This is a genomic window from Pelagerythrobacter aerophilus, from assembly GCF_003581645.1.
Classification (GTDB): domain Bacteria; phylum Pseudomonadota; class Alphaproteobacteria; order Sphingomonadales; family Sphingomonadaceae; genus Pelagerythrobacter; species Pelagerythrobacter aerophilus.
Window position 1 is genome coordinate 251,428 of record NZ_QXFK01000018.1, and the last position, 22,143, is coordinate 273,570.

19 protein-coding genes are annotated in these 22,143 nt (G+C 68.2%); 12 read left to right on the top strand and 7 right to left on the bottom strand.

Annotated features, from left to right (window positions below; all coding sequences use genetic code 11):
* Positions 1-52: 52 nt before the first annotated feature.
* The 3 genes from D2V04_RS11980 to D2V04_RS11990 are packed head-to-tail and all read left to right on the top strand — an operon-like array spanning position 53 to position 3,565.
* Positions 53-1,207 carry a PepSY-associated TM helix domain-containing protein gene (locus tag D2V04_RS11980; protein WP_119513913.1) on the top strand — a complete coding sequence of 385 codons (1,155 nt, stop codon included), beginning with the start codon at positions 53-55 and terminating at the stop codon, positions 1,205-1,207.
* Positions 1,204-1,428 (top strand): hypothetical protein, encoded by a 225-nt coding sequence (locus tag D2V04_RS11985; RefSeq protein WP_119513914.1) that lies wholly within the window; start codon positions 1,204-1,206, stop codon positions 1,426-1,428. The genes D2V04_RS11980 and D2V04_RS11985 overlap by 4 nt, the downstream gene beginning before the upstream one ends.
* Before the next feature lies 1 nt (position 1,429).
* Positions 1,430-3,565 (top strand): TonB-dependent receptor, encoded by a 2,136-nt coding sequence (locus D2V04_RS11990; protein WP_119513915.1) that lies wholly within the window; start codon positions 1,430-1,432, stop codon positions 3,563-3,565.
* Here the strand turns inward: D2V04_RS11990 and D2V04_RS11995 are convergent.
* Positions 3,562-4,098, bottom strand: coding sequence for an alpha-ketoglutarate-dependent dioxygenase AlkB (locus tag D2V04_RS11995; protein WP_228766409.1), 537 nt, complete (start codon positions 4,096-4,098; stop codon positions 3,562-3,564). The two genes, D2V04_RS11990 and D2V04_RS11995, sit on opposite strands and share 4 nt — an antisense overlap.
* A 60-nt stretch (positions 4,099-4,158) precedes the next feature.
* On the opposite strand from D2V04_RS11995, the gene D2V04_RS12000 reads away from it, so the two are divergent.
* Positions 4,159-4,578: a secondary thiamine-phosphate synthase enzyme YjbQ gene (locus D2V04_RS12000; RefSeq protein WP_119513917.1), complete on the top strand. Its 420-nt coding sequence runs from the start codon at positions 4,159-4,161 to the stop codon at positions 4,576-4,578.
* 35 nt (positions 4,579-4,613) lie between these two features.
* Here D2V04_RS12000 and D2V04_RS12005 read toward each other — a convergent pair whose 3' ends face one another.
* Complete coding sequence (locus D2V04_RS12005) at positions 4,614-6,176, bottom strand: tetratricopeptide repeat protein (protein ID WP_119513918.1); 1,563 nt, start codon at positions 6,174-6,176, stop codon at positions 4,614-4,616.
* A gap of 101 nt (positions 6,177-6,277) precedes the next feature.
* On the opposite strand from D2V04_RS12005, the gene D2V04_RS12010 reads away from it, so the two are divergent.
* From D2V04_RS12010 to D2V04_RS12020, 3 genes are all read left to right on the top strand, one after another.
* Complete coding sequence (locus D2V04_RS12010; protein WP_119513919.1) at positions 6,278-7,078, top strand: transglutaminase-like domain-containing protein; 801 nt, start codon at positions 6,278-6,280, stop codon at positions 7,076-7,078.
* Positions 7,079-7,154: 76 nt separating this feature from the next.
* Positions 7,155-8,132, top strand: coding sequence for a glucokinase (gene glk / locus D2V04_RS12015; RefSeq protein ID WP_119513920.1), 978 nt, complete (start codon positions 7,155-7,157; stop codon positions 8,130-8,132).
* Positions 8,129-10,906: a phosphoenolpyruvate carboxylase gene (locus D2V04_RS12020; RefSeq protein ID WP_119513921.1), complete on the top strand. Its 2,778-nt coding sequence runs from the start codon at positions 8,129-8,131 to the stop codon at positions 10,904-10,906. The genes glk and D2V04_RS12020 overlap by 4 nt, the downstream gene beginning before the upstream one ends.
* 48 nt (positions 10,907-10,954) lie before the next feature.
* Here D2V04_RS12020 and D2V04_RS12025 read toward each other — a convergent pair whose 3' ends face one another.
* Positions 10,955-11,965, bottom strand: coding sequence for a LacI family DNA-binding transcriptional regulator (locus D2V04_RS12025; protein WP_182849746.1), 1,011 nt, complete (start codon positions 11,963-11,965; stop codon positions 10,955-10,957).
* Between the two features lie 122 nt (positions 11,966-12,087).
* On the opposite strand from D2V04_RS12025, the gene zwf reads away from it, so the two are divergent.
* The 4 genes from zwf to D2V04_RS12045 all read left to right on the top strand — a co-directional run bounded on the left by zwf (position 12,088) and on the right by D2V04_RS12045 (position 16,783).
* Positions 12,088-13,527: a glucose-6-phosphate dehydrogenase gene (zwf, locus tag D2V04_RS12030; RefSeq protein ID WP_119514267.1), complete on the top strand. Its 1,440-nt coding sequence runs from the start codon at positions 12,088-12,090 to the stop codon at positions 13,525-13,527.
* A gap of 36 nt (positions 13,528-13,563) precedes the next feature.
* On the top strand, positions 13,564-15,372 hold the full coding sequence (edd, locus tag D2V04_RS12035) for a phosphogluconate dehydratase (RefSeq protein ID WP_119513922.1): 1,809 nt from the start codon (positions 13,564-13,566) through the stop codon (positions 15,370-15,372).
* Position 15,373: 1 nt separating this feature from the next.
* Positions 15,374-15,988 (top strand): bifunctional 4-hydroxy-2-oxoglutarate aldolase/2-dehydro-3-deoxy-phosphogluconate aldolase, encoded by a 615-nt coding sequence (gene eda, locus D2V04_RS12040; protein WP_119513923.1) that lies wholly within the window; start codon positions 15,374-15,376, stop codon positions 15,986-15,988.
* An 84-nt stretch (positions 15,989-16,072) separates the two neighbouring features.
* Positions 16,073-16,783, top strand: coding sequence for a L,D-transpeptidase family protein (locus D2V04_RS12045; RefSeq protein WP_119513924.1), 711 nt, complete (start codon positions 16,073-16,075; stop codon positions 16,781-16,783).
* 42 nt (positions 16,784-16,825) lie between these two features.
* Here D2V04_RS12045 and tilS read toward each other — a convergent pair whose 3' ends face one another.
* The gene (gene tilS / locus D2V04_RS12050) at positions 16,826-17,659 is read right to left on the bottom strand and encodes a tRNA lysidine(34) synthetase TilS (RefSeq protein WP_228766410.1); all 834 of its coding nucleotides are present in this window, start codon (positions 17,657-17,659) and stop codon (positions 16,826-16,828) included.
* Between tilS and D2V04_RS17955 the strand changes: the two genes are divergently transcribed.
* The gene (locus tag D2V04_RS17955; RefSeq protein ID WP_182849747.1) at positions 17,645-17,788 is read left to right on the top strand and encodes a hypothetical protein; all 144 of its coding nucleotides are present in this window, start codon (positions 17,645-17,647) and stop codon (positions 17,786-17,788) included. The genes tilS and D2V04_RS17955 overlap by 15 nt on opposite strands.
* On the opposite strand, the gene D2V04_RS12055 is transcribed toward D2V04_RS17955, so the two are convergent.
* The 3 genes from D2V04_RS12055 to ptsP all read right to left on the bottom strand — a co-directional run bounded on the left by D2V04_RS12055 (position 17,775) and on the right by ptsP (position 22,080).
* Complete coding sequence (locus D2V04_RS12055; protein ID WP_119514268.1) at positions 17,775-18,719, bottom strand: tetratricopeptide repeat protein; 945 nt, start codon at positions 18,717-18,719, stop codon at positions 17,775-17,777. The genes D2V04_RS17955 and D2V04_RS12055 overlap by 14 nt on opposite strands.
* Positions 18,720-18,863: 144 nt before the next feature.
* Complete coding sequence (locus tag D2V04_RS12060) at positions 18,864-19,673, bottom strand: helix-turn-helix domain-containing protein (protein ID WP_119513926.1); 810 nt, start codon at positions 19,671-19,673, stop codon at positions 18,864-18,866.
* Between the two features lie 136 nt (positions 19,674-19,809).
* Complete coding sequence (ptsP, locus tag D2V04_RS12065) at positions 19,810-22,080, bottom strand: phosphoenolpyruvate--protein phosphotransferase (protein WP_119513927.1); 2,271 nt, start codon at positions 22,078-22,080, stop codon at positions 19,810-19,812.
* Between the last annotated feature and the right edge of the window lie 63 nt (positions 22,081-22,143).

Here is a 22,143-nt window from a genome sequence, read left to right on the forward strand (position 1 = left end):
TTGCAAATGACTATCATTGACCTTCGCCGCCGCTCCGCATAGGCGCGCGGGCATGCGGCGTAGCACTATCCGTGCCTGGTATCTGGTCCACAAGTGGAGCAGCATCGTGCCCACGGTGTTCCTGCTCATGCTGTGCGTGACCGGACTGCCGCTGATCTTCCATGACGAGATCGAGGCGCTGGAAGGGGTCGATTACGAGACCGCCCTGCCCGGCGCACCCTCGGCGGAAAGCGGGGTGCCGCTCGACACGATGCTCGAAACCGCGCTGGCCGAACGACCGGGCGAAGTGCCGCTGTTCATGGCCTTCAGCCAGGAAAGCCCGCTGCTGACCGTCACCACAGGCCCGACGCCCGACGCCGCGAGCGAGGACATGACGCTGCTGTTCTTCGACCGTGCGACCGGCGAATCGCTCGGCCCCGCACCGGGCGGCGGAGTGATGGACTTCCTCCTCCAGCTCCACACCGACATGTTTCTCGGCCAGCCGGGCATGTGGTTCCTCGGCGTGATGGGCGCGCTGTTCGTGGTCGCGCTGATCTCAGGCACGGTGCTCTACGCGCCGTTCATGCGGCGGCTCCGGTTCGGCACGCTGCGGATGGACAGGAGCCGCCGGGTCGGGCGGCTCGACCAGCACAACCTCGGCGGGATCGTGATCCTCGCCTGGGCACTGGTCGTCGGCGGCACCGGCGTGATCAACGCTTTCGCCGATCCGCTGACCGACGCCTGGCGCGAGGGCGAGCTCGCCGCGATGACTACGGAGCATGGTGGGGCCGAGCCCGTTGCGCCGGCGGACTACGGCTCGCTCGATGCCGCAATGGCCGAAGCGCATGCGGTATTGCCCGGCCGCAACCCGCAGTTCATCGCCTTCCCCGGCGGCGGGTGGAGCACCGCGCGCCACTACGCCGTGTTCTTCCAGGGCGACCGGCCGCTGACCGAGCACCTGCTCACCCCCGCGCTGATCGATGCCGAGAGCGGCGCACTGGTCGATGCACGCGCCATGCCCGCGCTCAACCAGGCGCTGATGATGTCCAAGCCGCTCCACTTCGGCGACTACGGCGGGCTGCCGCTCAAGGCGCTGTGGGCGCTGCTGACGCTGGCGACGATCTGGGTGCTGTGGACCGGCGTGCTGCTGTGGTGGCGTCGCAGCCCTGGTGAAATCGAACGGCGCGTGGCCGAGATCCACGGCGGCGCGGAAGGGCAGCTCGCGTGAAGCCCATCGCTCCCTCGCGGCGCCGGACCCGGCAAAGCCTCGCGCATATTTTCGCGCTGCCGCTGGCGCTGTTCGCCGCGAGTTTCGCCGGTCTCGTCCTCGGCCTCACCGGTGAGGGCGCGCCCGACATCCTCGCCTGGGCCCTGCTCTCGCTTCCTGTTCTCGTGGTCGCCGTCGCCTGGCGGCGGCGCGGCCGCCCTTCCCCGCAAAGAAAGATCTGACATGACCGTTCGCTATGCCCTCACGGCTTCCGCCCTCGCCCTTGCCGCCGCTGCGCCCGCCTTCGCGCAGGAGGAGGCGACGGAAAGCGCAAACGACATCGTCGTCACCGCGCAGCGCACGAACGCGACCGAAGTTACGAATGGCGGCGATGCGGGCGTGCTGGGCAACAAGCACGCGGCGGACCTCGCGTTCTCGATCCGCAGCTTCGACGAATCGCTGATCCTCAACCAGCAGCCGCTGACGCTGGGCGAAGTGCTCGATAACGATCCGACCGTGCGCACGACCTACGGCTTCGGCAATGCCTCCGAGCTGTTCGTGATCCGCGGCTTTCCGCTGTTTGGCGACGACGTGGGCGTGAACGGCCTCTACGGCATCGCGCCCCGCCAGATCGTCGCGCCCGAGCTTTACGACAGCGTGCAGGTGCTGAACGGCGCGAGCGCGTTCCTCAACGGCGCGGCACCAGGCGGCTCCACCCTGGGCGGGTCGGTAAACCTCAAGCTCAAGCGCGCCGGGTTCGACCCGCTGACGCGCGCGACGCTTGGCTACACCTCAGGCGCCCATTTCGGCGGCAGCTTCGATGTCTCCCGCCGGTTCGGGGCGAATGGGGAATGGGGTCTGCGCGTCAACGGCGCCTATCGCGACGGCGAGACTTCGGTGGACCGCGAGGATCGGCGGACGCAAGTGATCGGCGGCGCGCTCGACTACGACGGCGGCAACTTCCGCGCGGCGCTGGATCTTGCTTATCAGAAGGTGCGGGTGGATTCGCTGCGGCCCAAGGTGACGCTGGGCGCGGACGTGACCGCAATCCCGCGCGTACCCGAAGCCGACGCGAACTATGCGCAGGACTTCACCTATACCGAGATGCGCGACGTGTTCGGCACGTTGAGCCTCGAATGGGACATCGCCGACAACGCGCTGCTCTATGCGCGCGCCGGTGCCCGCGATGGGCGCGAGGACGGCATCTACAGCCGCATCACCCTGACCGACGCGGCAACCGGCGAGGCCGTCGGCGCCGGACTCATCGTGCCGCGCACCGACAACAACGAGGCGGCCGAAGCCGGCATCCGGGTCAACCTGGGCGAGACGATGACGCACGAGTTCAACTTCGGCGGCAGCGCGAACTGGCAGACCAACCGCAACGCCTTCGACTTCCGGGACAACTTTGCCACCAATCTCTATGACACCCCGCAGGTGGCGCTGCCGCCCTCCACGGTCGCGCCGTGGAATCCCGGCGGCGACCTCGACGATCCCTTCCCGATCGTGAAGAGCCGCCTGTGGAGCGCGTTCGCCTCCGACACGATCGGACTGTGGGACGACCGCGTGCTGATCACCGGCGGCCTGCGCATGCAGACGATCCATGTCGAGAACTACCTCGCCGCCAACGGCCAGCTCGACACGGTGTACGACAAGGACGCAATCACCCCGGTCGTCGGCGTGGTGTTCAAGCCGCTGCCTTACGTCTCGCTCTACGCCAATCGGATCGAGGCGCTGCAGCAGGGCGCGGTCGCTCCGCTGGAGGATGCGCTGGAGAACCGCGGCGAAGTGCTCGCCCCGCGCAAGTCGACCCAGTACGAGGCCGGGGCCAAGCTCGCGCTTGGCCGGTTCCTTTACGCCGGGCTGGCATTCTACCAGATCGAGCGGCCGGGCGACGGCACGATCACCGAACCCGACGGCACGCAGCGCTACGGCTATATCGGCGAGCAGCGGCATCGCGGGATAGAGTTCACGGTCAACGGCGAACCCGTCGAAGGCCTTCGGGTGATCGCGGGCCTTTCGACCATCGACGCCGAGCTCGACGGCGGTGCTGATGTCGCGGGCGTCCCCGGCTTCACGGCCAATGCCAACGTCGAATGGGATACGCCATTCGTGCCGGGCCTGACCCTGACCGGGCGCATGACACACACCGGCAAGCAATGGGCCGATACGGCGAACACGCTGCGACTCGACGACTGGACCGTCTTCGGCCTTGGTGCGCGCTATGTCGTCGCAGCGGGCGGCGCCCCGGTCACGCTGCGGCTGACGGTCGATAACGTGGCGGACAAGCGCTACTGGGCCTCCGGCTTCGACGCCTTCAGCGCCGCCCTGCTGCAGGGCCGCCCGCGCACGGTGAACGCCTCGGTCTCGGTGGACTTCTAGCGCAGGCTTCGCAGCGTCAGCGAGCGGCGCGTGACGGCCATGGGGGCGATCGAATGCTCCCATGCCGCGCGGGCCTCTCCGCTCAGCAGGTAAAGCGAGCGTGGCGGCAGGTCGACGCTGCGGCGCTCGAAGCCCTGCGCGGTGCGGCGGCGCAGGCGCAGGACGGCGGGCGCGGAGAGCGAGAGGCCGAGCACCTCGCCATATTGCGGCCTATCGCGGTGCCAGCCGATGCCTGCGCCGGGATCGTAGCGGATCAGTAGCGCCTGGACGAAATCGCGTGGATCGCGGCCGGCGAGCGGTGCCAGTTTCTCGCGCAGGGCCCCGATCCACTCGGGCAGCGGCGGCGCCTCGGCTACTCGACCGCGCTGGTAGTCGTAGGCCGAGCCGTAGTTCGCTGTCAGCCGCTTGCCGCGCCACTGGCCGAACCGGAATGGCTCCAGCGGCGCCGCGTCGATCCGCGCCTCCAGCACGCGTTCCTCGCCGGCGCCGATCCCATCCTCGATCAGTAGCATGCCCGGCACCGGCGGTGCCACGGCTTGCCCTTCGGAGGCGAAGAGGTCGCGCTGGAAACCCATGCCGCCTATATGGGAGCGATGCCGCACCACACCACCACGCTCGCCTTTGACACCCCCGGGCCGGGCCTGACCGAGATCACGCGCGAGGTCGCCGACTGGCTCGAGTCCACCGGTGTCGAGACCGGCCTGCTCACCGCCCTGTGCCGTCACACGTCGGCCTCGCTGCTGGTCAACGAGAACGCCGCGCGCGCGGTGCAGCACGACATCGTCGCGTGGCTGGACCGTGTCGCGCCCGAGAGCAGCGCCTATGCGCACGACGACGAGGGCCCCGACGACATGCCCGCGCATCTCAAGGCCGCGCTCACCGGCGTCAGTCACTCGATCCCGGTCTCCGGCGGACGAATGATGCTCGGCACCTGGCAGGGCCTGTTCCTAGCCGAACACCGCGCCCGCCCCCACCGCCGCGAAGTCGCGCTGCACGTGGTGGGCGAACCGTAGAACAGCGGGTGAAACCGCGCGGTGCAACCCCTTCGCTAGCGCGCGCTTCTCGGCGTGCGATCGAGCGGCACCCGCTTGCGCGACGCCGCTGGCTCGAACTCCTCGGGTATCTCACGCGCCCAGCGCTGGTAGGCCATGCGTAGCTCCGCACTCGTGGCCAGAAGATCGCGCGGCTGAGGGAGGATCGATGCCGTATAGAAGAGATCGTATTCCTCCGGCAGCAACCCGCCAATCACATTCGAGCGAGTGCGTTCCTCTTCCAATCCGTCGATCAGCATGGCGAGCGCTTCATCCCGCCGACCGGCACACAGCAGTGCTTGGGCCGCCACGGCCACGGTCTCAACGCGGTTTTCGCGCAAGTACGCCAGCTCGGTCTCGGCCTCTTCACCGCGGTCGAGACCGTGAAGCGCACAGGCATGATCGCGTGCGACGAGCATTCTCGCATATGTGCTGCCGTGTACCTCGGCCACTTCGCGCGCAAGCCGGGCAGCTTCCAAACCTTCGACGAAGCGGGTCTGTCCAACCAGCCGGGAACTGCGATTGATTACGAAGTTCACCACCCAGGGATTCTCGTCCGCGGGCAGTTCGGCAAGGCGGTCGAACACGGCGTCGGCCTCGTCGATCCGGCCCAGCGCGTCGAGCGCATAGGCTTCTATGTTGAGCGCCCAGGCGTCGCCCTCCTGGATGTTTCCGAAAGCGCCGGGCCGCTCGCGCCATTTGCGCGCAAGAGCGGTCGCCTCCTCGAACCGACCGTCGAAATAGAGCGCCTGCGCAGCATCGGAGAAGCGCTCGCGGTCGTACGATGCGTTATCATAGCGTGCCGCCGCCCAGTGACGGTAGTTCTCCGTAATCGCGGTAAAATGTTCGCCGACCCGCCGCTCGATCTTCGGCCACGCGGATTCGTATTCGCGCAGCGCCAGCAAATCCGGATAACTGACCGGATTGCGTATCTGGCCCAGAGTTTCGTCGATCAAGGCGTCGTTGTTCGCGCGGATCGCAGGCTTCAGCGCCCGATAGGCGATGCCGCTTTTGACGTCGCCGGAGAAGCTGGCGTACAACGGCGATTGGAACAGACGGAAGGAAAGGTCCTCGAACGCATCCTCGCGGCCATGCTTGCGCGCGAGGCGTGCGGCAGTTTGGAACCCGGCCACGTCCAGCGCCCCGGCCGTCTCGTCAGTCGCGGTGTTCGCGAAGCGCTCGAGCCGAGCGAGTGCGGAGGCGGCATCGTCGAGCCGCGAGTCGAGGTAGAGTCCGAGACCGACAAACGACGACGGGTCGAAATCCCTCTCGTACTCGGCAAATGCATCGGCGGCTTGGCGGTATGCGCCCTGCTTGTCGGCGCAAACCGCGCGCGCAAGCAGCATGCCCGCCCGATAGCCCTCACCGGCTGGACGCGTGCTGAACTCGGCCAGCAGCGGCTCGCTGACTTCGCATTGGCCGAGCCAGCCGTCCCCTAGCCTATCCACCTCCGCCTTGAGTTCGGCGTCGCTCATCGCCGCATAGTTGGACACCGTTCCTGTCGCTTCGCCAGGCTGCTGCGCCGCGGTCGGCGCCGCCCCCAGCATGAGCGCGATAATTATGGCCTCATGTGATTTCATGCTCCCCCCAATTCCGACGTTGTGCCCTACGGTTCCGGTGGTGGCAATTCCCGCGATCTCTCGCGCCCGAAACAACCGCGCTTCCACCGCGTTGGCGAAGTATGCCCATATCGATCGATCTCGCCTTCGCCTTCCGCATGGAGAAGGTGACCGACGTGTTGCTGCAGTTCGAAGCGGCGATCATCCCCGAGCAGACGCTGCTCGAAACCGATACCTGGGCGACGAAAGGCGAGCATTTCGCGCGCATTTCGGCGCAGGACGATATCGGCGAGCGGGTGTGGATCCGCGCGGTCGGGCGGTACGACGTCTCGTACAAGGCCAAGGTCGCCGTCAACCGGCTGCCGGCCGAGATCGGAAACCTCGAATACCTGCTCCCCCATGATCTTCCGGGCGAGGCGGTGCAGTATCTGTTCGATTCGCGCTATTGCCCGGCCGACCGGTTCCAGCCGTTCGTCGAGGCGGAGTTCGGCGGGACCGAAGGGGGCGCGCGGGTCGCGGCGATCCACGACTGGATCGCGCAGAATCTCGCCTACGAACCGGGCAGCAGTACGCCCAACACGACCGCGCTCGACAGCTTTATCGAACGGCGGGGGATTTGCCGCGATTTCGCGCATGTCATGGTCATGCTCGCGCGCGCTTCGGGCATTCCCGCGCGCTTCGTCAGTTGCTTCGCGCCCGGGGTCGATCCGCCGGATTTCCATGCGGTCGCCGAAGTGTTCCTGACCGATCCGACCACCCCGGGCGGCGGCGCCTGGTTCCTGGTCGACGCCACCGGCATGAGCCAGCCGGACGAGGTAGTGAAGATCGGCGTGGGCCGCGATGCCGCGGACGTCAGCTTCATCACCAGCTTCGGACCGACCGAATTCCTCGAGAAGCAGGTGACGGTTACGCGCAAGGCGTGAATATGTATGCGGCGCGTGGGCATGACGCGGCGCGGCTGCTAGCACTTTGGCAGGAGACGAAAGCGGGAGGAGAGCGATGGACCTGGTCGTGGTGGATATCGGCGGCACGCATGCGCGCTTCGCGATCGCGTCGATCGGCGAGGACGGTGCGATATCGCTGAGCGAGCCGGAGACGCTCCACACCGAGGATCACGCCAGCTTTCAGACGGCCTGGGAGGAATTCCGCCGGCGCCAGGGCGGCACGCTGCCCGACGCGCTGAGCATGGCGATCGCCGGTCCCGTCGGCGGCGAGGTGATCCGCTTCACCAACAATCCCTGGATCATCCGCCCGGCGCTGGTGAAATCCAAGCTGGGCGTCGAACGCTACAGCATCGTCAACGACTTCGAAGCAGTCGCCCACGCCGTGGCACGCGCGCCGGAAGACCAGTTCCTGCACCTGACCGGCCCCGACGAGCCGCTTGGATCGGACGGGACGATCAGCGTGCTCGGTCCGGGGACCGGCCTCGGCGTGGCGCATCTCTGGCGCTCCGGCGGCCAGTACCGCGTCCAGGCGACCGAAGGCGGCCACGCCGACTTCGCACCGCTCGACCTGATCGAGGACGCGATCCTCGCCCGGCTGCGCAAGCGCCACACGCGGGTTTCGGTGGAGCGCGTGGTCGCCGGCCCCGCGATCGTCGACATCTACCAGACGCTCGCCGCGATGGAGCGCCGCTCTGTGCCCGAGTCCGACGACGTAGAGATCTGGACCAAGGGCATGAGCGGGGAAGACAGCCTCGCGGCCGCCGCGGTCGACCGGTTCTGCCTCTCGCTCGGCTCGGTCGCAGGGGACATCGCGCTGGTCCAGGGCGGGTTCGCCGGCGTGGTGATCGCCGGCGGGCTCGGCTACCGCATCCGCGAGACGCTGCTCACCTCCGGCTTTGCCGACCGGTTCCGCGCCAAGGGCCGCTTCGCCGGCCTGATGGGGTCGATCCCGGTCAAGCTGATCGTCCACCCGCAGCCCGGCCTGTTCGGTGCCGCCGCCGCCTTCGTTGCCGAACATGGGATAAGCCAATGACCACTGTCGCCCAGCTAGCAGACCGCCTTGCCGTGCTGCACCGGCAGACGCAGGAATCGCCGCTGTTCAATCCCGTGTTTCAGCTCTCGCTCGAGCTATCGCGCATGCTCGAGAGCGGCGAACTCGACCTCGCCGGCGCCGAGGGACTGATCGCCGAGCTGGAGTGCGATGCGCTGATGACGCGTGCCGGGCGGCTCCGGCGGCTGGTCGCGCCGGTCGGGCCGCAGGCGAACGAGGACGCTCTCGCCGCCTGTCTGGACGCCGGGAGCTTCGCGGATTTCCGCGCGGCATGGGAGCGCCCGCAGCTCCACGCGGTCTTCACCGCGCACCCGACGTTCCTGCTCTCCCCCGCACAATCCCAGGCGGTCGCATCCACCGCCGCGAGCGAGGGCGCGATCGGGGAAAGCGCCTGTGCCGCGCCCGCCGAGCGGCCGGCGATCACGCTGGCGTTCGAGCATGCGCAGGCCATGGCGGCGCTCGCCCGCGCGCAGGACGCGCGCGACCGTATCGTGGGCCACCTGCTGAGCACCGCACGCGAGCGCTGGGCGGATGAGTGGCACGCGTTTTCGCCAGTTCCGTTCCGCTTCGCCACCTGGGTCGGCTACGACATGGACGGCCGGACCGACATCGGCTGGCACACCTCGATCGGGTTCCGCCTGGCCGAGAAGGCCGAACGGCTCGGGCGCTATGCCGATACCCTCGCCGCGATCGACCCGACGCACCCGCTGCTCGATACCTTGCGCCCCGCGCAGACTCATACCGCCGAATGTGCGGCGGCGTTCGCGGAACCGCTCGACGAAGCCGGAGCGCTTTCGGCCGCAGCCAATCGGTTGACCGCCCATCACCCGGCCAAGCTGCTGTCGCTCGCCCCGCTGATCGATGCGCTCGAACGCGAAGCGGCCGACCAGGACGACGACCGCGCGGTGGCGCTCAAGACGCTCGCCGCCGCCATGCGGGCCGACGGGCTCGGCATGGGCGGAATCCACTTCCGCGTGAACGCCAAGCAGCTCCATAACGCGATCCGCGGCCGTCTGGAGGACGGCGAGAACTTGGACCTGTCGAGCCAGGGCGCGCTCGCCACGCTGCGCATGCTGATCGCCGAGGCGACCCCGCTGCGGAGCAATTTCGCCGCGCTCGCGATCGAGAGCTCTACCGCGATCCGCCAGTTCCTAGCGATGGCCCAGATCCTGCGCCACATCGACGCCGACGCACCGATCCGCATGCTCGTCGCCGAGTGCGAGCAGCCGGCGACCGTGCTCGCCGCGCTCTATTTCGCGCGGCTGTTCGGGGTGGAGGACAAAGTCGACGTCTCGCCCCTGTTCGAGACGGAAACCGCACTCGAGCACGGCGGCCGCTTCCTCGACGCGCTGCTGGCCGAGGAGATATACCGCGACTACGCGCGGCGGCGCGGGCGGGTCTGCATCCAGACCGGTTTCTCCGACGCGGGGCGCTTCGTCGGACAGATTCCGGCCAGCCTCGCGATCGAGCGGCTGCAAGGCCGGCTGGCCGACGCGATGGCCGCCAACGACCTGACCGACGTGGCCGCGCTGATCTTCGACACGCACGGCGAAAGCATGGGCCGCGGCGCGCACCCGGGCGGATTTGCCGACCGGCTCGAATGGCCGCTCTCGCCCTGGGCACGGCGGCGCTTCGCCCGCGCGGGCATCCGGATCGAGCCCGAAGTCACCTTCCAGGGCGGCGACGGCTATCTGTTCTTCGCCAATCCCGAACTCGCGCTGGCGACGCTGACCCGGATCGCCGAACTGCGCCCGGCCGAGACCGACATCGATGCCCCGCCCGATCCGTTCTACCGCCGCACCGACATCAGCCTCGACTTCTACCGCGCGATCCGTGACCACCAGCACGAGCATCTCGAGAGCCGCACCTACAGCCGCGCCGTGACAGCGTTCGGGCTCGGGCTGCTCAACACGACCGGCAGCCGCGTCTCGCGCCGGCAGTCGGACTTGTCCTCCGATCGCGAGATGAGCCTGCGCCAGATCCGTGCGATCCCGCACAATGCCGTCCTGCAGCAGCTCGGCTACCCGGTGAACGTGATTGCCGGTGTGGGCAGCGCGGCCGAGGGGAACCGCGAGGAAATCGCCGGGCTGCTCGCCGAAAGCCCGCGCGGCCGGCAACTCGTCCGCCTCGTGCGAGCGTCCAACGCGCTCGGCAGCATCAAGACCGTCGCAGCCTACGGCGAGCTGTTCAACTCCGCCTATTGGGCGAGCCGAACCTATCGCGGGACCGAGAGCCATATCGCCGGGGCCTGCGCGGCGCTGGCCGAATACCTGGTCAAGGACGACCGCGCGGGGGTATTCCGCCGTCTCGCCTCGCGCTTGCGGATCGACGCGCTCAAGCTCCACCGCCTGCTCGATCTGTTGCCAGACCAAGCGCCGATGGAGAACCGCGAGCAGGTCCGCCGCCGGATCGGTGTGCTCCAGGCGCTGCGCATGGCGCTGCTGCAGTTCATGTTCCTGCGCGCGGTTTCGGTCCCGGCCTTCAGCCGCGCCAACGACATCAGCCGCGGCGACGTGATCGAGATGGTGCTGACGCTGCGCATCGACGAAGCGCTGGCCCAGCTCCGCCGCGCCTTCCCGACGCACTTCCCGGCACCTTCCGACTATGTGCTCGACGAACCGTCCGACTACCCGGACCGCGGATCGGAAGGTTACGCCGCGATCGAGAACGAGTTCATCGCCCCAATCGAACGCGCGCATGCGCTGAGCCTGCGGATCACCACCGCCATCGCCAACGAATTCGGGGCGCATGGGTAAGGGTTAATATCCCCCCACTTTGTGAAGCCAAATGGGAAGGATCGCCAGCTATCGCGCCGTACTGCCTCGCACAGTCAGCGACACCGGCACTCGCCGCAGCGGCGCATCGTCGCCGGCGTTGAACAGGGCGTCGACCAGCAACGAGCCGGCGGCGGCCGGATCGGGGGCGATCGTGGTCAGAGTCGGCTGGGCGAAGCGCGCTGCGGGCAGGTCGTCGAAGCCGGCGACCCCTACTTCGCCCGGCACCGCCACGCCGCGCTGCTTAAGCGCCTCGAGCGCGCCCAGTGCCATCGCGTCGCAGGCGGCGAAGATCGCATCCGCCCCGCCCCCCTGATCGAGCCAGGCCTCGACGGCCGCAGCCCCTTCCTCCTCTCGCGTGGCGCCGTCGCGCGTCGGCACCAGGCATGGCTCCAGCCCGGCTGCGCGCATCGCGTCGCAATAGCCCTCGTAGCGCTCGGCGAACTGGTGTTGCGGAGAATCGATCGCACCGAGGAAGCAGGGCGCGCGGTAGCCTTGCGCGAGCAGATGCTCGACCGCCAGCCGCCCGGCCGCGCGGTTGTCGGAGCGGACCCATTCGAGATCGTCGAACGGCGAGCCCCAGTAGACCACCCGCCGCTCCGCCTTCTCGAGCCCGCGGAAATAGTCCCACGCCGCGCGGTTGGTCGTGGTGCCGATCACCACCAGCCCGTCGGCCCAGCCGCGTTCCTCGTAATGGCCGAAGAACTGCTCCTCGCGCGCCTGGAACGAGACCAGCGTCTCGAACCCGCGTTCCGACGCCGCGAGGCAAACGCTGCCGAGCAGCATGTAGGAGAACGGGTTGATGTCCGCGGCGCTCTCCCCCGGGCGGCAGATCACCACCACCGCAAGCGTGCCGGTGGAGCCGCGCCGCAACCGGGCGGCGCGCTCGTCGACGAAATAGCCGATTTCCTCGGCCGCACGCAGCACCCGCGCGCGGGTCGCTTCGGTGATCACTTCGGACCCGGCGAGCGCGCGCGACACGGTGGACTGGCTTACGCCTGCCCGTTCCGCCACATCGATCGAAGTCGGCCGCCGTTTCATCGCCGTTCCCTATCGGGAAGACCGTGCAAAAGCGCAAGCGAGCCTGAATATGTATGCGGCACACTGGTATGCATGGACGCGGTTTCCTAGACAGGGAAACGAAAAGCGAAAGGCATATGCGCATGAGCTTCACCGCGGACCGTCTGGTCCTGTTCGGCGCGACGGGCGACCTGGCGCAGCGCATGCTGCTCCCCTCGCTCTGCGCGCTGGATCACGACGACCTGCTGGCGCCCGATCTCAAGATCGTCGGCACCGCCCGTTCGGACCTGAGCGACGCCGAGTTTCGCGACTTCGCGCGCGCCGCACTCGAGAAGTTCCTGCCTGCCAATCGCCGCGGCGGCATGGCCGAGTTCCTCAACCGCCTGAGCTACCAGCCGCTCGATGCGACGACTCTGGAAGGCTACGAGGAATTGGCCGCCAAGGTCGGCGAACCGGAGCGCGGGATCGCGATCTTCCTCTCCACCGCCCCCAGCCTGTTCGAGCCGACGATCCGCGGACTGCAGCACGCCGGGCTCGATGGGCCGCATGTGCGCATGTGCCTGGAAAAGCCGCTTGGCGTCGATCTCGAGACCAGCCGCGAGATCAACGACGCGGTCGCCGCCGCCTTCCCGGAGGAGCGGATTTTCCGCATCGACCACTATCTCGGCAAGGAGACGGTGCAGAACCTGCTGGCGTTGCGTTTCGCCAACATCCTGTTCGAGCCGCTGTGGAACGCAAGTCACATCGATCACGTTCAAATCACCGTGGCGGAAACGGTCGGCCTCGAAGGACGCGTCGCCTTCTACGACGACGCCGGCGCCCTGCGCGACATGGTGCAGAATCACATGCTCCAGCTCCTTGCGCTCGTCGCGATGGAGCCGCCGGGCAACTTCAACGCGACGTCGGTGCGCGACGAGAAGGTCAAGGTCCTGCGCGCGCTGCGACGCGTGGCCGAAGGCGAAACGGTGACCGGCCAGTATCGTGCAGGCGCGATCCAGAGCAAGGCCGTCCCCGGCTACGACGAGGAACTGGGCAAGGATTCGGACACCGAGACCTACGTCGCGATCAAGGCGCACGTCGACAACTGGCGCTGGAAGGGCGTGCCCTTCTACATGCGCACCGGCAAACGCCTGCCCGAGCGCGTTACCGAGATCGTCGTGCAGTTCCGCTGCGTTCCGCACTCGATCTTCGAGGACAAGGGCGCGCGGATGCAGCCCAACCGCCTCGTCATCGGCATCCAACCGGAAGAGAACGTGCATCTTTCGCTGATGGCCAAGGTGCCGGGGCTCGACCGCGAAGGCATCCGTCTGCGCTCGGTGCCGCTCGACATCTCGATGCCGGACGCCTTCTCGGGCGCGGTGCGGCGGATTGCCTACGAGCGGCTCCTGCTCGACCTCATGGAAGGCGACCAGACGCTGTTCGTCCGCCGCGACGAGGTCGAGGCGCAGTGGGAATGGATCGACGCCATCCGCGCCGGCTGGGCCGAACAGGGCCTCACCCCCCGTCCTTACAGCGCCGGCACCTGGGGTCCGAGCGCTGCAATCGCGCTGGCAGAGCGCGATGGGGTGACATGGCATGAGTAACTTCGAACATATCCTCCCAGGAACGGAGAGGATCCTATGACCCTCAACGACACCATCCACCGCGTCACGCAGCGCGTGATCGAAAACTCGCGCGATAGCCGCGCGGCCTACCTCGACCTGATGCAGCGCGAGGCCGATAGCCGGCCCGATCGCCGGTCGGTCTCGTGCTCGAACCTCGCGCATGCCTATGCCGGGACGCTGCACGATCAGCCCGAGCTCAAGTCCGGCGAATTGCCGAATATCGGCATCGTCACCTCCTACAACGACATGCTTTCGGCGCATCAGCCCTACGGCCGCTATCCCGAGCGCCTGAAGATCTACGCCCGCGAAGCCGGCGCCACGGCGCAAGTCGCGGGCGGCACCCCGGCGATGTGCGACGGCGTGACGCAGGGCGAGACGGGCATGGAGCTCTCGCTGTTCAGCCGCGACGTGATCGCGCTGTCGACCGGCGTCGCGTTGAGCCATGCCGTGTACGATGGCGCGCTGATGCTCGGCATCTGCGACAAGATCGTGCCCGGCCTGCTGATCGGCGCCCTGCGCTTCGGCTACCTGCCGACGATATTCGTACCGAGCGGCCCGATGCCCACCGGCATTCCGAACAAGGAAAAGCAGCGCGTCCGCCAGCTCTATGCCGAGGGCAAAGTGGGCCGTGACGAGCTGCTCGAGAGCGAACTCGGCAGCTATCACTCGCCAGGCACCTGCACGTTCTACGGCACCGCCAACTCCAACCAGATGATGATGGAGCTGATGGGGTTGCATATCCCCGGAGCGGCATTCGTCCAGCCGGGCACCAAGCTGCGCCAGGCGCTCGATCGCGCCGCCGTGCACCGGGTCGCCGCGATCGGGCATAAGGGCGACGACTACCGCCCCCTCGCCCGCTGCGTCGACGAGAACGCGATTGTCAACGCCGCGATCGGGCTGCTGGCGACCGGCGGATCGACCAACCACGCGATCCACATTCCGGCAATGGCCCGCGCCGCGGGTATCCGGTTCGACTGGGACGATCTGGCCGAGCTGTCGCACGTCGTGCCGCTGCTCGCACGCGTCTATCCCAACGGTGCGGGCGACGTGAACCATTTCCACGAAGCCGGCGGCATGGGCTACGTGATCGGCGAACTGCTCGAAGCGGGCCTCGCGCATCGCGACGTGCTGACGGTGAGCGAGGGCGATCTCTCCCGCTACGCCGAGGAGCCCGGGCTCGACGACGACACGCTCGTGTGGCGCGATCCGGGCCCGAGCGGCAATCGCGAGATGCTGCGTCCTGTCTCCGATCCGTTCCAGGCCGACGGCGGCATGCGGCTGGTCCAGGGCAATCTCGGCCGCGCATGCTTCAAGTCGAGCGCGGTGGAGCAGGAGCGCTGGACGATCGAGGCGCCGTGCCGCGTGTTCCAGACCCAGCGCGAGGTCGCGGAGGCGTTCAAGGCGGGCGAGCTCGACCGCGATGTCGTCGTCGTCGTCCGCTTCCAGGGGCCGCGCGCGAACGGCATGCCCGAGCTGCACAAGCTGACCCCCGTCCTCGGCGTGCTGCAGGACCGCGGCTACCGCGTCGCACTGGTCACCGACGGGCGCATGTCGGGCGCCAGCGGCAAAGTGCCGGCGGCGATCCACTGCACGCCCGAAGCACTCGCCGGCGGCCCGCTGGCGCGGCTGCGCGATGGCGATGTGGTCCGCGTCTGCGCCGTGACCGGCGAGCTTTCGACCAACGCCGATCTCGACGCGCGCGAGCCCGTACCCGATCCGCTGCCCGAAGCAGGCACCGGGCGCGAGCTCTTCGCCATGTTCCGCAATTTCGCCGATGGCGCCGAACAGGGCGGCTCGGCCATGCTCGCCACCGCAGGACTTTGACATGACCGATATCGACGCGCTGATGCGCACCGCCCCGGTGATCCCGGTGATCGTGATCGACGAGCTTGAGCACGCCGTGCCGCTGGCCGAAGCGCTGGTTGCCGGCGGATTGCCCGTGCTCGAGGTGACCCTGCGCACCCCGGCCGCGCTCCCCGCCATCGCGGCGATGAAGCAGGTGCCCGGCGCGATCGTCGGCGCAGGCACGGTCGCCAACCCGCGCGATCTCGAAGACGCGCTCGCCGCAGGGAGCGAGTTCATCGTCTCCCCCGGCCTGACCGAGCCGCTGGCGCAGGCTGCAATCCGCCGCGGCGTGCCGTTCCTGCCCGGCATCGCCAACGCCGGGGACATCATGCGCGGGCTCGACCTCGGCCTCACCCATTTCAAGTTCTTCCCCGCCATGGCCGCGGGCGGCTTGCCGGCGCTCAAGTCCCTTGCTGCGCCGTTCGGTGGCTGTCGGTTCTGCCCTACGGGCGGCATCGGGCTCGACAACGCGGCCGAGTGGCTCGCGTTCGATCCGGTGCTCTGCGTCGGCGGGAGCTGGGTGGCCCCGCGCGGGGCACCCGACCGCAAACAGGTCGAGCGAGTCGCCCGCGAGGCAGCCGCGCTCGGGCGTTAACCTCCGCGCTAACGCCGTCCCCTTGCGGGACGCGGCGTGCGGCGGACTGGCTGTCGTATCACTCCCGGCGCATAAGTCCGGCCCATGGACCCGATGCTCAAATGGATCGGCGGAGCGACCGCCGCACTCGTTCTCCTGCTCGGCGGAGCTACCCTGGTGAGCCATCTACGGGACGCGCCGGAGACCGACAATGCGCCCGCGCTCGAGCAGGCGATCCCTGTCGACGAGGCAGCGCTGGCCGAAACGTCCGAAGATGCGACCGATAGCGAGGCCGAGCCTGCGACCCCGGGCGGCAATGCCGACCTGACGCCCGCCTCCTCGACCAAGGAAGAGGCCTTCGTCGTCAAGCGGATCCTGCCGATCGATGGGCCGATCAAGTACGGCGAGTGGCACTGGGACGATGAGGGCGTGCCCGACGGGCCGCTGGTCGTCACCGTCGATCTCGACGCACGCGTGGTCTCGATCTTCCGGAACGGCTACGAGATCGGCGCCGCCGCCGCCATGCTCGGCACCGACGAGCATCCGACGCCCCTCGGCACATTTCCGATTCTCAGCAAGGAGCGTCACAACGTTTCCGAGAAGTACGGCAACGCGCCGATGCCCTGGACGCTGCGGCTAACCAACGATGGGGTCGCGATCCACGGCGGCTCGGTGGTGGAGAACGGCTACGCCAGCCACGGCTGCATCGCCATTCCCGACGAACTCGCCAAGCGCCTGTTCGCAGTCGCGAAGAAAGGCGACAAGGTCATCGTCACTCGCGGCGAGACGATGCAACTCGGGGACTCGATTATCTAACATCTCCGTCGCCCTGCGCAGCAGAGACGATGAGAGTGGCGGCTATCGAGTTCGCCGGGGCGGTTCGGGTTCGAGCAGCCAGCCGTCGACCGTGCTCCGTCCCGCAACGCCGCCGCAGTTTGCAGCCGATCCGCGCGTGAGAGCATCGTCGAGCTGCGCCACCCCGCCGCCCCTGGGGAGGCCGCCGAGCAGGCCGATGGCTTTCGCTAGAACCCGTAGGCGAATCGCGCGTGGGGCCCGGGGACGGTAGAGATAGCCGCCGTCCTGCTCCGTTACCTGCGCTTCCCATTCGCGATCGGCTGCCCATTGCAGCGCCTGGTCGGCATCGGCGAGATGACCGGCGCTTTGCGCCAGCGCGAGGATGTCGAGCCAGTCCGTACCGGCCAGCGCCTGGCGCATGCGCACGCGGTCGAACCGCTCATCGGCATTGGACGGATCCTGCGCGGCCACGATCCCCGCAACGTCGAGCACGGCCCGAAGCTCGGCCCGCCGCCAACCGAGCAGCGGGCGCAGCAGGACAAGATCGCCGCCCGGCACATGAGTTCGCGCACGCACCCCGGCAAGCCCGGTGACGCCGCTTGCACGGTTGAGGCGCATCAGCAGTGTTTCGGCCTGATCGTCGGCATGGTGCGCGGTCGCGATCGCTGAGAGCCCGCGCTCGCGTGCCCAGCCTTCGAGCGCGGCATAGCGCGCCTTGCGCGCCTCGTCCTGAAGATTGCCGCCGGCGACCGCGACGCGAAGCGTGGCATGCGGCACGGAGAGCTCGGCACAAAGGCGTGCGACCATGGCCGCCTCGTCCGCGCTCTCCGGACGAAGACCGTGATCGACGGTCGCCGCCTCGACGCTACCGGGAAAGGCCGCATGCGCGAGGAGCATCATGGCGAGGCTGTCGGGCCCGCCGGAAACGGCAAGCCCCAGCCGCCCGGCTTCGGGCCCGATCCGCGCGAGATCGGCCCGGAAGCGCGCTACGCGTTCGGGATCGGCCGGCCTATCAATTGCACGTAACCTTCTTCCGGTTCGCTTCGTACTGGTCGGACAGGCGGCCGGCCGCGATCGCGGGATAGGTCTCCGCGAATTCGGCCAGCGCGATACAGGCGCGGCTCGTATCCTTCGCGGCGATCATGGCCTCGGCGAGGTAGAGCAAACTGTCGGGTGCGCGGGCCGCCTGCTTGTCGCTCTGGTAGTTCTTGAGGAACCAGGGCGCAGCCTCGGCCGGCTTGTCGTCGTCCAGATAAGCGCGGCCGAGCAGGTTGAGGCCGTAGGTCGTGCGCCAGTGGCGCGGGTACTTCTCCACGAACAGCGCAAGCTGCTGTTGCGCTTCGGGATAGAAGCCCGCTTCCCACAGACGGAAACCGTACGAATATTCGTCGTCGCCAGGATCATCGGTCTGCGGCTTGGCGATTGCCTGCACTGCGGCAAGCCGTCCGGGAGTCGGTCCGCTGGCGGCGGGTGTCGCTGCTGGTGGCGGAGGCGGAGGCGGCGCGGAGGCAGAAGCCCCGCCGGTCATCACCGACAGGTTCTGCTGCGGCGCACTGGAGCCGGAGGCCTGCCCGCCAGGCGCGGTATTCGTCACCTCGAGCGCGGAGAGGCGCGTTTCCAGCTCGCTCAGCGCATTGGCGTTGCTCTCGGTCTGCGAGGTCAGCGATTGGATCTGCGCCTCCAGCGCGTCGAGCCGCGCGAGGATGTCGGTCACCGCGGTGGTCGACGGCGGCGCCTGCTGAGTGTTCTGCGCTGGCGCCGCGCCGGTGATCTCGGGCTGGAAGAAACGCCCGTTCGGCCCGGGGAATACGGTGCGCTGCAAGGCACGCACTTCGGCTTCGAGCTTGCGCAGGCGCGATTCCGCATTCCCGTCCTGCGCGAGCGCCGGGGCAGACGCGGCCCCGACCGATACGATCGCCAGTGCGCCCAGAATTGCACGGCTCGTTCGGCTGGTCATGATGAATTGGCTCCTGTCCCTGAAGGTCGCGGCCATCCAAGCGTCCGGTGCCCGAACAACGCCTGAATGGCATGAAATCTGTGCCGCAAGGACGCCTCGCTGTCGAGGTGTCCGGCGCGTGAATCGGGGGAAACCGTACTCGGCTTACCCGCCCTCCGCCGCCGGCTGTCCGCGCGCGAGCAGAGCTTCGGCGCTGACCTGGACGTCGCGAATGATCTCGTCCTGCTCGGACAGCTTGGGAACGCTCCGCCCGCCGATCGTGATTGCGAAGGCGTAAGGCCGGCCGGTCCAGATCTGCGGGCCTTCGGCATCCGCCGGCACCGTATAGCTTTCCCCTTCAGCCATCTGCTTCTGCATCAGTTCCTCGCCATTGGCGTCGTAGAACTTGACCCAGGTATCGTCTTGCAGCGCGGTGAAAACGACCGGCCCCGTCGGGGTCGGGGGCGCGGCCGGCGTGGGCGCCGCGGCGGCCTGAGCCGGCCCCTGCGCGCCCTGCGTCTGCGGCTGGGTCAGCGGGCCGGGTCCGGCCCCGGGGAAGAAGTAGTCCTTGAAATAGGCGAAACCGCCGCCGATCAGCAGAAGCGCGGCGAAGGCGCTGAACCAGGCAAGCCCGCGGCTGGGCACCCGCGCCGGATCGCCGGGTTCGAAACTGCTGGCACGCGCCACCTCGTTCGCGCTCGGCACGCCCAGCTCCTCGCGAACCTCGCGCGCGATCTCCCCTTCGTCGAGGCCGACGGCCCGGGCGTAGGTGCGGGAGAAGCCGATCGCGTAGGTGCGCGCCGGCAATGCGCCGAAATCGCCCTGCTCGATCACCTCGAGATGTCTCTGCGGGATGCGCGTTTCGGCGGCAACCTGCTCGAGCGACAGGCCCGCCTGCTCTCGCGCGCGGCGTAAACGTTGCCCTGCCCCGTCCAGCGGCAGTTCCCCTGGAGCTTCGTTCAATTCGTCCGACATGCCGTCCCTAGCGTACCCGAAATAGCGCGGCTTGCCCGCTTCTTAACCCGAACAGGGTGCCGCGCGCCACCCTGCCGAACAGCCTGTCCACGCAGGCGTGCCGTTTGCCGCAGATCACGCGTCTGGCGCGGCAGCCTCAGTCGGTCTCTATTCCGCGCTCGTTCGCCCATTCGGCGATTGCGGCGCGCATGTTTTCGGGCGGCGCAGAAAGCCAGCCCTGCATTGCCTTTTCCAGTTCGCGCAAGTCGATCTGCCGCACGATTTCCTTGATCGGTCCGACCGAAACCGGCGTGATCGACAGCCGGCGGAAACCGAGCCCGAGCAGCGCCAGCGCCTCCAGCCGCCGTCCGCCCATCTCGCCGCAGATGCCCAGATCGACTCCGCTGCCGGCGGTCGCCAGCGCGACGCGCTTCAGGAAGCGGAGGATCGCCGGGCTCAGCCAGTCGTAACGCTCGGCGAGCTTCGGATTGGCGCGGTCGGCGGCGAACAGGAACTGCGTGAGATCGTTGGTCCCGACCGACAGGAACGAGACGCGCGGGAGGAACTGATCGAGCACTTCGGCCAGCGCCGGCACCTCCAGCATCGCGCCGTAGCGGATCGCTTCGGGCAGGATCTTCTTCTGCTTGCGCAAATGCGCGAGCTGATCGTCGAACACCGCCTTGGCTGCGTCGAATTCCCATGGTTCGCTGACCATCGGGAACATGACGTAGAGCGAACGCCCTGCCGCCGCTTCCAGCAGCGCACGGGCCTGCGCCTTCAGCAGCCCGCCCCGCTCGAGCGCGAGGCGCAGCGCGCGCCAACCCATGGCCGGGTTCTCGTCGTTCTCGAACTCGCTCTCGCGCAAGTAAGGCAGCGCCTTGTCCCCGCCGATGTCGACCGTGCGGAAGATCACCGGCTTGTCCCCCGCCGCGTCGAGCACGTCGCGGTAGAGGCGGAACTGGCGTTCGCGCTGCGGCAGCGTGGCCGAGACGAGGAACTGGAACTCGGTGCGGAACAGACCGATGCCGTCGGCACCCACCAGCGGAAGGGTCGAGATGTCGTCGCGCAGGCCCGCGTTCATCATCACTTCGATCCGCGTGCCGCAGCGGGTGAAGGGCTCTATGTCGCGCAGTTCGGCATAGAAAGCCTGCCGCTTACGCGAGCGGGCGAAGCGCGTTTCGAACGCGTCGATCACCGGCTGCGCCGGGCGCGCCGTGGCCGTGCCGTTGTCGGCATCGAGCAGAACGAAGTCGCCTTCCTGCACGATCCCGCGCAGGCCCCGCACGCGGCCGAGCACCGGCACGCCCATCGCCCGCGCCACGATGATCACGTGCGCGGTGAGCGAGCCTTCCTCCAGGATCACGCCCTTGAGCCGCCGTCGGTCGTATTCGAGCAGCTCGGCAGGCCCGAGGTTCTTGGCAATCAGGATCGCATCGCCGCGCAGGCCTTGCGTGGCCGCGGTGCCGAGCTGGCCCGAGACGATCCGCAGCAGGCGGTTGGCGAGGTCCTCCAGATCGTGCATCCGGTCCTGCAGCAGCGGATCGTCGATCTCGCGCATGCGCATGCGGGTGCGCTGCTGCACGCGCTCGATCGCCGCTTCCGCCGTGAGGCCGGCGTCGATCGCCTCGTTGATCCGCCGGCTCCAGCCTTCGTCGTAGGCAAACATCTTGTAGGTCGCGAGGACCTCCTCGTGCTCGCCGCCGACGCCGAACTCGGCGCGGTCCGACAGGTTGTCGATCTGGTCGCGCATTTTGTCGAACGCGCGGTAGACCCGCTGGCGCTCGACCTCGATATCCTCGGCCATGACCTGATCGATGGTGATCCGCGGCTGGTGATAGACGGCGACGCCGCTCGCCAGCCCCTTGACAAGCGGCAGGCCGGAGATCGTCGCCGGACCGGTATCGGCCGGGGCGAGGCCGCGCGCCTCCTCCTCGTCGATCAGCTCGTTGTTAGAAATGAGCTCGGAGAGCACCATGGCGGTGGTCTGCAGCGCCTCGATCTCGACGTCCTCGTAACGGCGCGGATCGACGTGCTGAACACAGAGCACCCCCACCGCCCGTTCGCGGTAGACGATCGGCACCCCGGCGAAGGAATGGAACTTCTCCTCACCGGTTTCGGGCCGGTACTGGAAATCGGGATGCGCCTTGGCCTCGGCCAGGTTGAGAGTCTCGACGTTGTCGGCGATCGTTCCGACCAGACCTTCGCCGATCGCCATGCGGGTGACGTGGACCGCCTCGGCATTGAGGCCCTGCGTCGCGAACAGCTCCAGCATCCCCTCGCGCAGCAGGTAGATCGAGCAGACTTCGCTATTCAGAGATTCGGCAATGATGTCGACCACATGGTCGAGCTTGCCCTGCGCGTGCAGGCGCGAGGCCATGACCTCGTGCAGGCGGGTGAGAATGCGGCGTGCGGCTGCGGCGGCGCTCATGCAAGCCGCCTAGAACAAAGCGCGCCACATTGGAACGATTCCCGCGCCGCTTCTCCCTTTTTG